Annotated in this window: 11 protein-coding genes; 7 read left to right on the forward strand and 4 right to left on the reverse strand. The window is 71.9% G+C overall.

What is annotated here, in order from left to right:
- Positions 1–55: 55 nt before the first annotated feature.
- The 4 genes from ACWDRB_RS08105 to ACWDRB_RS08120 are packed head-to-tail and all read left to right on the forward strand — an operon-like array spanning position 56 to position 4,557.
- Complete coding sequence (locus tag ACWDRB_RS08105; protein WP_449892399.1) at positions 56–1,060, forward strand: NAD-dependent epimerase/dehydratase family protein; 1,005 nt, start codon at positions 56–58, stop codon at positions 1,058–1,060.
- Entirely contained in the window at positions 1,047–1,736 is a 690-nt protein-coding gene (locus tag ACWDRB_RS08110; RefSeq protein WP_449892400.1) for a PIG-L deacetylase family protein, read from the forward strand. Before ACWDRB_RS08105 ends, ACWDRB_RS08110 begins: the two co-directional genes overlap by 14 nt.
- The gene (locus tag ACWDRB_RS08115) at positions 1,733–2,680 is read left to right on the forward strand and encodes a methionyl-tRNA formyltransferase (RefSeq protein ID WP_449892401.1); all 948 of its coding nucleotides are present in this window, start codon (positions 1,733–1,735) and stop codon (positions 2,678–2,680) included. The genes ACWDRB_RS08110 and ACWDRB_RS08115 overlap by 4 nt, the downstream gene beginning before the upstream one ends.
- Positions 2,665–4,557 carry an NAD-dependent epimerase/dehydratase family protein gene (locus tag ACWDRB_RS08120; protein ID WP_449892402.1) on the forward strand — a complete coding sequence of 631 codons (1,893 nt, stop codon included), beginning with the start codon at positions 2,665–2,667 and terminating at the stop codon, positions 4,555–4,557. Before ACWDRB_RS08115 ends, ACWDRB_RS08120 begins: the two co-directional genes overlap by 16 nt.
- 138 nt (positions 4,558–4,695) lie before the next feature.
- On the opposite strand, the gene ACWDRB_RS08125 is transcribed toward ACWDRB_RS08120, so the two are convergent.
- Positions 4,696–5,298, reverse strand: a complete 603-nt coding sequence (locus ACWDRB_RS08125; protein ID WP_449892403.1) for a TetR/AcrR family transcriptional regulator — start codon at positions 5,296–5,298, stop codon at positions 4,696–4,698.
- Positions 5,299–5,358: 60 nt separating this feature from the next.
- Between ACWDRB_RS08125 and ACWDRB_RS08130 the strand changes: the two genes are divergently transcribed.
- Both ACWDRB_RS08130 and ACWDRB_RS08135 read left to right on the forward strand, forming a co-directional pair.
- The gene (locus tag ACWDRB_RS08130; protein ID WP_449892404.1) at positions 5,359–5,919 is read left to right on the forward strand and encodes an RBBP9/YdeN family alpha/beta hydrolase; all 561 of its coding nucleotides are present in this window, start codon (positions 5,359–5,361) and stop codon (positions 5,917–5,919) included.
- On the forward strand, positions 5,916–6,437 hold the full coding sequence (locus ACWDRB_RS08135) for an antibiotic biosynthesis monooxygenase (RefSeq protein ID WP_449892405.1): 522 nt from the start codon (positions 5,916–5,918) through the stop codon (positions 6,435–6,437). The genes ACWDRB_RS08130 and ACWDRB_RS08135 overlap by 4 nt, the downstream gene beginning before the upstream one ends.
- A gap of 168 nt (positions 6,438–6,605) precedes the next feature.
- Here ACWDRB_RS08135 and ACWDRB_RS08140 read toward each other — a convergent pair whose 3' ends face one another.
- From ACWDRB_RS08140 to ACWDRB_RS08150, 3 genes are read right to left on the reverse strand one after another with little or no spacing between them, the layout of a single operon-like run.
- Positions 6,606–8,669 (reverse strand): N,N-dimethylformamidase beta subunit family domain-containing protein, encoded by a 2,064-nt coding sequence (locus ACWDRB_RS08140; RefSeq protein WP_449892407.1) that lies wholly within the window; start codon positions 8,667–8,669, stop codon positions 6,606–6,608.
- On the reverse strand, positions 8,666–10,012 hold the full coding sequence (locus ACWDRB_RS08145; protein WP_449892408.1) for a hypothetical protein: 1,347 nt from the start codon (positions 10,010–10,012) through the stop codon (positions 8,666–8,668). The genes ACWDRB_RS08140 and ACWDRB_RS08145 overlap by 4 nt, the downstream gene beginning before the upstream one ends.
- Positions 10,005–10,238, reverse strand: a complete 234-nt coding sequence (locus tag ACWDRB_RS08150; RefSeq protein ID WP_355196023.1) for an acyl carrier protein — start codon at positions 10,236–10,238, stop codon at positions 10,005–10,007. Before ACWDRB_RS08150 ends, ACWDRB_RS08145 begins: the two co-directional genes overlap by 8 nt.
- A 168-nt stretch (positions 10,239–10,406) precedes the next feature.
- Here ACWDRB_RS08150 and ACWDRB_RS08155 point away from each other — a divergent pair, with 168 nt between their 5' ends.
- Positions 10,407–11,858, forward strand: a complete 1,452-nt coding sequence (locus ACWDRB_RS08155; RefSeq protein ID WP_449892409.1) for a class I adenylate-forming enzyme family protein — start codon at positions 10,407–10,409, stop codon at positions 11,856–11,858.
- The last annotated feature ends 2 nt before the right edge of the window (positions 11,859–11,860 follow it).

An 11,860-nucleotide genomic window follows, 5' to 3' on the forward strand; every position in this document is an offset into this window, starting at 1 on the left:
TAATCCCGCCTAGGTCCCAGTATGACCGTTTTCCTCGAGCGGGAAAGGCGGGTCCGTGCGAGCACCAGGTGGCGAAGTAGTCATCACCGGCGGTCTCGGATTCATCGGCTCACATCTGGTGGACGCCTACCTCGCGGCGGGCCACCGCGTACGGATCATCGACTCGAACGCCGGAGCGGTCGTGGACGGCGAGGACTACGACACCGACCCGCGCTGCACGGTCATCAGGCAGCGCGTGGAGGACCACCTGGCCTCCGGCGGCGACTTCGCGGGCGTGGACCGCGTCATCCACGCGGCCTCCTACGTGGGCCCGGCCAGCATCCTGTCGCGGTCGGGGCGGCTCGGGCACGACATCATCGGCAGCACCGCGCCGGTCATCGAGGCGTGCGCCGCCGCCGGGGTGCCGCTGTGCATGTTCAGCTCGGCCGAGGTGTACGGGCGCAGCGGCGTGCTCGACGAGAAGGACGACATCGTCGTGCCGACCCAGTACAACACGCGCATCGAGTACGCCGTCGCCAAGACGCTGGCCGAGGCCATGGTCTGCAACAGCCGGCAGCACGGGTTACGCGGCATCGTCATCCGGCCCTTCAACGTGGCGGGCGCGCGGCAGTCGCGGGCGGGCGGGTTCGTGATGCCCACGTTCGTGCAGCAGGCCCTGGCCGGGCGGCCGATCACGGTGTTCGCGGGCGGGGAGCAGGTCAGGGCGTTCATCGCGGCCAGTGACCTGACGGCGTTCCTCATCGGCTTCATGGACGCGGCGCTGGACGGCGACGACGTCATCATCAACGTCGGCAACCCGGCCAACGCCGTCACCGTCATGGAGCTCGCCGAACGCGTCAAGGCCCTGCTCGGCAGCCCCTCCCCCATCGTCGGCGTGGACGGCCGGACCGTGCACGGGCCGCACTACGCCGAGGCGGAGTCCTTCCACAAGATCCCGGCGCTCAGGACGGCCACCGACCTGGGCTGGCGGCCCCGCGTCACCCTCGACGAGCTCATCATGGCCACCGCCGACTACTACCGCGCCCGCGAGGACCGAAGGGCAGTGAATGCGCCGCTTTGACCGCGTCCTGGTGATCTCCCCCCACGCCGACGACGAGGTCCTGGGCTGTGCCGGCCTGATGGCCGCGCAGGCCGAGCTCGGTGCCGAGGTGCACGTCCTGTATCTGGCGGTGGACGGCATGCGCCACTACGGGCTGGCCGGCTCCACCACGTACCGGCAGCGGCTGGACGAGATCGAGGCCGTGCGGGGCCTGCTCGGCTTCACCTTCGAGATCGCGTACGGGGACCGCGGGCTGACCGAGCGGCTCGACACGCTGCCGCGCCGGGAGCTGGTGGACCTGTTCGAGCACACCCTGAACGAGCGGCGGCCCGACCTGCTGCTCCTGCCCAGTTTCGCCGACTACGACCAGGACCACTGCGCGGTCTTCGACGCCGGGTTCGCCGCCGCCCGGCCGATCGCGCGGCAGTTCGGCAAGTGGCTGGTGCCGAACGTCTTCATGTACGAGATGTCGAAGATCCAGTGGGCGTCCGAGCCGATGCCCCGCTCGACGGCTTACTGCGATATATCCGCTTATATGGGCGCGAAGCTTGCGGCATTGCGGGCGTACGAGAGCCAGCACCGGCCCTCACCGCACATCAGGAGCGAGGATTCGGTGACGGCGCTGGCCACGTTACGCGGAGCGGAGATCGGCGTCACCCGCGCTGAGGCGTTCGGGGTGCTGAGGGAGGTCCTGTGAAGACGTTCGCGTTCGCCACCGGGATGGAGTTCGCCGCGCCGGCGGTGGACGTGCTGGTGGCGCAGGGCACCCCGCCGTCGCTGCTGATCGGCTACCCGCCCACGCTGCAGCACCGCTCCGGGTTCGCGCCGCTGAGGGAGGCGTCCGAGAAGCACGGCATCCCGCTGCTGGAGACGTCCGACATCAACGACGGGCAGGCGTACGAGCTGGTCAAGGACATGGACCTGTTCGTGATCGCGGGATGGTCGCAGCTGGTGCGCGAGCCCCTGCTGTCGGCGTGCCCCCTGGGGTCCATCGGGCTGCATCCCACGCGGCTGCCCGAAGGACGGGGGCGGGCCGCGCTGCCGTGGACGATCATCAAGCGGCTGGAGACGAGCGCCGTCAGCCTGTTCTTCCTGGACGAGGGGGCCGACACCGGGGACCTGATCGCGCAGCGGGAGTTCACGGTCAGCCGGCGCGACGACGTCGGCGCCGTCTACCGCAAGGTCACCGAGATCAACGTGGACCTGCTGGCGACGTACATCCCGCTGCTGCTGGAGGGCCGCGTGGTGGCGCGCCCGCAGGGGCCCGGCGGGTCGTGGTGGGAGAAGCGGCGGCCCGAGGACGGGCTGATCGACTGGTCCCGGCCCGCCTCCGACCTCTACGACTGGGTACGCGCGCTGGCCCCGCCCTATCCGGGCGCGTTCACGTCCGTCTCCGGGCGGCGGCTGTACGTCCACAGCGCAGATCTCATTGGGGCAGATCTCATCGAGCTCAGCGGCACGGAACCGGCCGGGACCGTGCTCGCCCCCGTGTGGTCGACCGGGACCGGCGGCGTGCTGGTGGCCTGCGGGTCGGGGCTGCTGGTGGTACGTGACGTGCGGTGGGAGGACGGGGACCGGCGCGACGCCCTGGACCTCGTCGAGTCGGGCGAGCTCACGGTAGGCGCATGCCTGGGGACGTGAATCGGGGAGTGCGGCTGAGCGGGGCCGTGATGGCGCATCCCCAGCGCAGGGAGGCGGCGGCGCGGCTGGCCGGGGGCGTGCTCGACGTCGTCACCGACCCCGATCCGGGCGGCCGGCCCTCGGCGTTCCGCACCTCGCTGCTGGCGTGGTCGAGCATCCCCGGCGACTCCACCCACCACTTCCTCCTGCACGACGACATGGTGCTCTCCAGCACGTTCTTCCAACGGGCCGAGCGCGCCGCCCGCGCCATGCCGCACGCCGCGCTCGCCCTGTTCGCGTTCTGGAACTCACGCAACGGCGCCGCCGTACGCCAGGGGGCGCTGGCCGGGGCGCGGTGGGTGGCGGGGGCGGGCGAGTACACGCCGGTGGCTGCGCTGCTGCTGCCCAAGGAGGTCGCCGAGGGGTACGTGGAGTGGGCCGCGGGCCGGGGCGACACATGGCCCGACGATGTGCTCATGGGGCGGTACCTGCGGCAGGCCGGGGTGCCGGTGTTCGTGGCGGTGCCCAGCCTGGCCGAGCACGAGGACCTGGCGAGCCTGGTGGACAACGACTTCCAGGGGGTGCGCCGCTCGCCGTGCTTCTTCACCGACGACCCGCTGGCGGGGCTGGGCGAGGGCGCAGTGCTGGACGATCTGCCGGTGATCCCGTTCTTCAAACGGGGCGTCGCGCAGTGCGCCGTACGGGTGCCGGGGTCGGGGCGGTGGCGGGACCTGCGGTGCGAGGACTATCTGGCCGGCCTGGGGATCGACGCGGGCGCGCTGGTGGCGCGGGCGGGCGCGGGAGCGCATGGGGCGCTGTGGCTGACGGCGTACACGATGGGGGTCGTGCATCGGGGCCGTCGTGAGCCGGGAGACGCTCGGGTCGTGGACGGGGGTCGCGGGCTGGGGGACGCTCGGGTCGTGGACGAGGCGCTGGCCACGATGGGGCCGGGCGGGTTGTGCCACGAGCTCTCGGGGCGGGAGCTGGGGCGGCTGTCGGCGGAGCTGCACGAGGTGGCGCGGCGGGGTCTTGAGGAGGGCCTGCACGACGCGGCGCGGCCGGCCCCGGAGGCGAGCCTGGGAACGGGCCCGGCGGACCGCCCGCCGCACGCCGTACCCTCACCGTCCCCGGTTTCCTTGATCGCGGCGTTGGGACCGTCCGCGACGGTGGCCGTGAGCGGTGCCGAGACGTTCGTCCGGGAGCACCTGGCGCACGCGCTCGCCGACCGGGGCCTCCGTCTCGCCGCCGGTGACTCCGGCGTGCCGGTGGTGCACGTGTGCGCCCTCGGCTGGTCCCCGGACGCCGACCCGGAGGAGGAGCTGCGGCTCGCGCGGGCGGCCTTCGCGGGCGGGCGGAGCGGGGTGCTGCTCAGCTCGGTCCACGTCTACCCGCAGCGGAAGTGGGTGGACGAGGAGACACCCGTGTCGCCCGCCGCCACGCCGTTGTCGCGGGCCCTGCTGGAGGTGGAGGCGGCCGCGCCGGGAGCGGTGGTGCTGCGGCTGGGCGCGCCGTACGGGCCCGGCATGCCGCAGGGCGGGCCGGTGGCGGACCTGGTGCTACGGTCGTCGCTCAACCGTCCCGCGCCTGTCTCCGGGCGTCCGGTGCAGCTGGTGCACGTACAGGACGTCGCCGGGGCGGTGCTGGCCGCGCTGGAACGGGGGGTTGCGGGGCGCGTGTACAACATCGCCGGCCGGAAGCGGCTGCGCATGGGTGAGCTGGCCGAGGCGGTGTCCAAGGCGGTGCGACCGATGGACGTCGAGACGTCCGACGAGCCGCCCGGGCCGCTGGTGAACGTCGAGCGGGCGGAGGTCGAGCTGGGATGGCGGGAGGCTGTGACCCTGGACTACGGGCTGCACACGTTCGCGCAGTGGCTGGCCTACGAAAGCGACCGCCCTTAGGCGGGGATCGCTAGGCCGGGCAAGTGGCCCGCCGCCGAGCGAATCACGGCGCCCTCGATCACCGAAGACGAACTCTGCGCCGTGGCGAGGCGGCCTGCCGTTGATCCCCGGCACCCGCGCTGGAGCAAGCTGACCGTGTCATTTGACCGCTGACCCTTGTGTTCGTCCGAGTCCCTTGATCAGTCGGGTCACGTGGGCCGCCACGTCGGTGGGGTCGAGTGGTTCGTGTTCCACGAGCAGCCGGTACCAGAACGGTCCGAAGATCAGGTCCGTCGCGTGGCCGATGTCCAGGCCGGGGTCGAGTTCGCCGCGTTCGATGCCTCGTTCCAGGAGGTGGGCCACGATCGCGCGGCGGCTGTTCACCCAGGCGCGGAACGGTTCGCGGAAGTCCTCGTCGAGTTGGGCTTCGGCCATCAGCCCGCGCAGCGTGCGGACGCGCAGTGGATGCTTCACCACCCGATAGAGCTCGGTGACGAAAACGGTGAGATCGCTCTGCACCGATCCGGTGTCGGGCTCGGGCATCCGCCGGTCGACGGTCTGGGTGTAGGCCTCCATCACCAGCTCGGGCCGGGAGCGCCACCACCGGTAGATGGTGCTTTTGGCGACCCCGGAACGCGCGGCGATCTTCTCGATGGTCAGGGTCTGGTAGCCGTGCTCCTCCAGCAGTTCGGCGGCGGCGGTCAGTACCGCCTGGTGGGCCTCGGGGCTGCGGGTGCGCCCGCCCCTGCGCTCGGTTGACATGTAGATCACCGTAGCCTACCTTTCAATCGAAACGAAACGTAGCGATTCGATTGGAACCCCATGAGCCGTGTCGTCATCTCGCACGAATACGCCAGCTCCCCCGACCAGGCGTGGTACGACCACCTGGCCGCCGAACTGAGCCCCCACGACGTGCGGGTCCCGCAGATGCCCGACCCTGGGGCGCCACAGCCCGAACCCTGGCTCAAGGCCGTGACCGCCGAGGTGAACGACCCCCGCGACACCGTCCTGGTCGGGCACAGCTTGGGCGGTGTCAACCTGCTCCGCCTGCTACAGCAGCACGACGTCGGCCGCGAGGGCCCCTACGCCGGCGTCGTGCTGGTCGCCTCCATGGCCCACGAGGTCGGCTACGACCAGCTCGCCCCGTTCTTCCAGGATGGCTTCGACTGGGACCGCATCCGGCGCGCCGCCGGGCAGTTCAGGGTGCTGGTCGCCATCGACGACCCGGTGCTCACGCCCGACCCCCTCGAGCATGTGCGGCTGTTCGCCGAACACCTGGGCGCCAAGGCCCTGGTCACCCCCGATGGCGTCCACTTCAGCCGCTACCAGGATCGGCGCGAGCTGCACGAGGCCGTCACCCTGGTCACCGACCTGCTGCCATGATCGTCCTGGTCACCCGACGTGTGCGGGCGGGCAGAGAGCAGGAGTTCGAGGCCTTCCTCGAACGCGTCCGCTCCTTGGCCGCCGCGCACGGCAGCCAGGGCATGACGGTCATCCCCCCGTCCGAGGGAGGCGGCGAGTACGCGATCGTCTACCGCTTCGCCGATGCCGAGCAACTGGCCGCCTGGAGATCCTCACCCGACCGCGCCGCCCTGATTGCCGAGTCGGCCGACCTGGTCGACTCGCCGCCCCTCGAACGCGACCTGACCGGTCTCGACGGCTGGTTCGCACCCACCGACGGCCAGGTCGTACGCCCGCCCGCCCGCTGGAAGACCTGGCTCATCACCCTCACGGCCCTCTACATCCTGCTGCTCGCCATCACCACCATCGCCGAACCGCTCCTGTCCCCGCTCCCACCACCGCTGCGGTTCGCGCTGCTCCTGCCCGTCCTCACCGCGCTCATGACCTGGATCGTCATGCCAAGACTCAGCCGTCTCCTGGCCTCCTGGCTGTACGACTGAGCTTGGCGGACTCCTCCTCGCTCCAGCCGGCCCCGGAGACGATGTCGAGGATGGCGGCCACGTTGGCCGGCACGACCGGGTACCGGTAGTGAACCCCGGTGACCAGGGTGCCCGTTCCGCAGAGCGGCCGCTCGTTGACAGGCTTGGCGACGGTGGTCGGCGCCTGCTCTACGACAGTGACCGCCAGCGGAGGACGCCGTCTGGTGCGGCGCCGATGAGTCGTCCTGCGGCGGCGGCCAGGGCGATGTGCCCTTCGGCGGGGCCCAGGTCGCTCCAACCGGCCTCATGCCGCTCGGCCGTCCTCACGAGGATCCGGTCGGCCGAGACGGCGAACAGCCGGCCGTTCATCGCGGTCAGGCTCACCGCACCGGCGGCCGGGCCGACGCTCCTCCAGTCGTGAACGCCGAGCCGTCTGATGGGCAGGTGCCACAGCTCGTCCCCGGAGGTGACGGCGAACAGCCCTTCGTCCACGACGGCCAGGGCGATGGTGCCCTCTGGCGCCCGGCTGACGTTCCGCCACGGCATCGGGGCCGGCACGGGGTCGCGGTAACGGATGGTGCCGTCCGGGGCGACCCCGTACAGCCCGGCGGGCGGGCCGCCGTGCGCCTCCCGGGGTGCGGCGAGCGCGATCGCGTCGGTCTCGTCGATCGTCTGCCACGGGAGGTTCTGGCCGCATACGTCCCTGACGGCGAGCGTTCCGTCCGGGCACGCGGCGTAGAGGCGGTTCTCACAGCAAACGAGCGCCCGCACGACTGCGGCACCGCCCGGCTCGACCGCCGCGCTGGACGGTGGCACGGCTGCGGCACCGCCCGGCTCGACGGCCGCCGACAGGGCGACCTCATCGGACGGCGACGCGCCGACGTCGGAGGCCGACGGCGCGGCTTTGACCGCCGCGAGAGGCGACAGGGCCCCGGCCGCCCGCGACGCGAGGGCCGACGCCCGCTCCGGCGGCGCGTCGGCGAGGGCCGCAGGTGGAGCAGGAGCCGAGGGTGGCGAAGCGGCCGCGATGGCCACCGGCGGGGTGGTGCCGATGGGGTCCCAGGTGGGGGTGGTGGGTGGGTGGGAGAGGCGGTTGAGGATGTTGCGGGTGATGGTGGCCAGGGCCGGGTCGTCGAGGGTGTTGCCCCAGTTGATGGTGCCGGCGTTGAAGACGGTGCCCGCCCCGAGGCGGTGGAGGCCCATCGTGGCGGCCCCGCCCTTGCCGTAGCGGCGCCAGTGGGACAGGTCGGCCGTGGCGAGGACGACGAAGGACGGGGGCGTGCCGTCACGACCGGTCGCCCGGGGGACGCCGGCCACCCATTCCAGGTCGGCCGCGTCCGTCTCGTAGCCGATCGCGCCTCTCCCGAACGTGTCACCGTCCGCGAGCCCCGTTCCCTCGAAGACCCAGTGGCCGGCGAATCTGGCGGTGTAGGACTCCTCGGACATGACGCGCGAGTCCACCCAGCAGCCGGCGCCGTTCCTGAAGGAGAGGCCGGTGAGGGTGTTCTCGGGCCGGTTGACGGGGTCGCTCGGCCACTCGACCGTGACCCTGCCGGGGTCGGTGGCGGCCATGGGGTCGGCGGTGGCGTCGCGGTAGCAGACCATGGTACGGAGGTCGTCCTCGAAGCGGACCTGCCACCAGCAGGTATTGCCGGAGAATATGGCGATATTTCCGCCACGGCGGGCAAATGCCTCCGCCGCGTCCCGCATCTCCCACGACCAGTACTCGTCATGGCCGTTGATGACCAGGAGCCGGTAGCGGGAGAGGAGGTCGAGGCCGCCGTGCAGGTCCAGGCCCGAGCAGTAGTCGACGGTGTAGCCCGCCGGGCCGAGCCAGCGGAGCAGGCCGAGCTCCCACTCCTCGATCTGCGGCCCCGCGCCCGGCCGGTCGAAGGTGACCTTGACGGCGCGGTCGGGCTGCTCCGACTGGTAGAGGCCCTCGCCGGGGACGCCGGGCCGGTTGTACGCCTCCCAGGTGGGGAACGGGATCGACACGAGGATGGGCGAAGCGGGCACAGAGCTACGTACGACGAAATATGCGCTGGTGTCGTGGTAAATGGCTCGGTAAAGGGAGCTGGGCCAGTCGTCGCCTACCTTCAGGGTCCAGGAGGGACCGCCGGCGGAGATGTCCTCCATGACGACCCGGCCCGACGGCACGTCCTCCACCACGATCGCGCCGCCGCCCGCGTCGAGGAGCCGGAAGCGGAGCTCCTCCCCCTGCGCGCACGACGTCGCCTCCGCGTACAGGCTCATGTACGGGCCGCCTCCACGATCAGGGCTTCCAGGTCCAGCAGGTACTGTTCGATGCCCGGCGGGGGCAGCAGGGCGGTGTCGGCGTAGCAGGAGACCTCCATGCGGCCCGGCTCGCCGCCGACGTGCAGGCGGAAGTCGCAGATGTTACGGTCCATCGCGTCCGTCCTGACCACCTCGGTCTTGCCCTCCAGGGCGGCCACCTGGCCGTCCTCCTGGACGAGCCGCTGGTCGTTGAAGCAGCCGAACGACCGGATCCCCGGCCCCACCCGGGTGACCGCCTCCTCCATCGCGTACGGGTCGTACTGCGCCTGCCGGTACGCCCGCAGCGCCGTCCCCCACGCCTGGCGCACCAGCGCGTCGAAGGACTCCGTACGCAGGTCCAGCACCACCAGCGCCTCCTGCGAGACCGTGGACACCACGTCGCGCCGCCCGGCCGCGAAGCGGTTGTTCACGATCACCCGCATCCCGCAGAACCGCTGCCCGGTCAGCCCTCCGGCCACCCGCATCGCGCCCGCGAGCAGCACCGTCGAGGAGCTGACCCGGTTGCGGGCGGCGACCTCCTGCGCGGCGGCGTGCAGCGCGGGCGAGCGCATCGTGGCCTCCACGAAACGCGGCTCCCCCGGTATGTGCGGGGACGGCGGCACGGGGTCCATCCGGGCGTACTCCTCCAGCCAGAACCCGATCGCCTCCCCCGACACCCGCTTCCCCTCGGGCGAGTGCTGCCAGGCGGCGAGCTCCCCGGGTGTGGCGCTGCGCAGGGGTGGCAGGGAGTCCCGGAGCAGGAGCAGGCGGAAGTCCTTGACCACGAGTTCGGCCGCGTGGCCGTCGGCGGCGAGATGGCAGAGGACCAGGACGATGTGCCGGACATATCCCCCGGCCACCACGAACGCCACCCGCAGCGGCCACTCCTCCCAGTACGCGAACGGCTCGGCCGCCAGCCGCTCACCCACCTCCTCGGCCAGAACCGAGCTCGCTTCCTCGACAGGAACCGGGCTCACTTCCTCGGCCCGAACCGACCCGACCGGCCCCGACCCGAACGGCCCTGGCTCGGTCGGCCCCGTCTCGACCACCTCGTACAGGGGACACGCGGACGGCCAGACCCGCTGGAGCGGTGCGTCGCGCGGCCCCGTGAGCCGGGTGCGGAGCGACTCGTGCCGGGCGACCAGCCGTTCGAGAGCCAGCGCGGCGCGCTCCACGCTCACCGGACGCTTGGGCGCCGCGAAGACCCGGGCGATGTTGAGGTAGCGCTCCTGCGGCGCGGCGGCGACGACCGCCCGCCAGATGTCCTGTTGCCCCCAGGTGAGCGGCCCGTCCCTGGCCGGCACCTCACCGGGGTCAGCCATGGAGCCGGACGTAGTCCACCAGCGCGTCCAGGCTGTCGATGGCCGTGGGGTCGAGCTCCACCCCGAACTCGGCCTCCACCGCGTCGATCAGTCGTAAGTAGGCCAGAGAAGTGACGCCGAGATCGCTCAGCCGGGTCTGCCCGGACAGCACCTCGGCCGGATCGACCGCCCCGTCGGCGGCCTTGGCGATCATGTCGGCGAGCCGTTCGCGAAGCTCCCCATCCATCAGCACCTGGTGAACCCTCCCTCGTCGGGGAATCCGGGGCGAGTGTGTCACGCGGTGCCAGACGTCGGCAAGCGCCTATAGGTAAGGGCTTGACGCGTGTGTGCATTTTTTCTAGCGTCAAGCGGCACGACGAAAAAAATTCTGGGGGTGGTTCCGTCGGCCCTTCCAGTGCCCGATCTCCTGACGTCCCGAGCCGCCACCGATCCCGACCACACCGCGCTGATCGTCGCCGGCCAGGGCAGCCTGACCCTGGCGGAGTGGGACGCGCGCTCCACCGCCGCCGCCCGCGCGCTCCCAGGACCGCTCAAGGGCGATCGGGTCGCGCTGGTCTTCGGCGCCCGCGAGTGGCTGGACTACGCGGTGAGCTGGATGGCCGTGCTGAAGGCGGGCGGCGTGGCGGTGCCGCTCTCGGACCGGCTCGCCCCGCCGGAGCTGGCGTACATGATCGAGGACTGCGGGGCGACGACGGTCGTCCACGGCGGCGGGGACCCGGCGCTCCCCCCGGGGCCGGCCCAAATCCCGTTGGCAGAGCTCCTGTCGGGACCGGCTGTCCTCGAGGAGCCGGAGGCCCCGGATCCGCTCTCGCTCGCCCAGATCCTCTACACCTCCGGCACGACGGGCAGGCCCAAGGGTGTCGCCGCCACCCACGCGAACCTGACCTCCCCGCCCGTCCACCCCAAACGCCGCCCGTTCGCCCATTCCCGGCATCTGGTGCACGCCTTCCCCATCGGCACGAACGCCGGCCAGGTGATGCTGCTCCACGCCCTCACCGCCGCCCCTGCGGTGGTGACGCTCCCGCTCTTCACCCCGGCCCGCTTCGCCGCCCTGATCGAGGAGTACGCGGCCGGCACCGTCTTCGTCGTCCCCGCGATGGCCGCCGAGCTTCTCAACGCCCGCGTGCAGGACCGCCACGACCTGTCCAGCGTGCTGCTGCTCGGCTCGGCCGCCGCCGCGCTGCCCCCGTCGATCGCCGCCGGCCTGACCGCCGCGTTCCCGAACGCGACCGTCGCGAACTACTACACCTCCACCGAGGCCGCCCCGGCGCAGACCATCATGATCTACGACGCGGACCGGCCCGGCTCGCTCGGCCGCGCGGCGGGCGGCTCCAAGCTCAGGATCGCGAACGCGGACGGCACCCCCGTGGCGCCCGGCGAGACGGGCGAGGTGTGGCTGCGCGCCGCCGCCCATCCCCGCGCCTACTACGGCCCCGACCGGAAAAGCACCGGCGAGGACAGCGCGTTCCAGGACGGCTGGGTGCGCATGGGCGACCTCGGCCGCCTCGACGACGAGGGCTACCTGTACCTCGTCGACCGGGAGAGCGACGTGATCAAGTCGGGCGCGTTCAAGGTCTCGACGATCCAGGTCGAGTCGGCGCTGCACGAGCACCCGGCCGTGGCGGACGCGTCGGTGTTCGGGGTGCCGCACCCGGTGATGGGCACGGCGGTGGCCGCCGCGGTGGTGGCCACCGGACCGCTGGCGCTCAGCGACGTGCGGGCCTTCCTGAGCACCCGGCTGGCCGGGCACGAGTTGCCCACGGTGCTGCTCATCCTGGACGCCCTGCCCAGGAACGCCGCAGGCAAGGTCATCAAGCGGGAACTGCGCCGTATGGCAGAGGAGTGACG

It is taken from the genome of Nonomuraea sp. NPDC003707, from assembly GCF_053587055.1.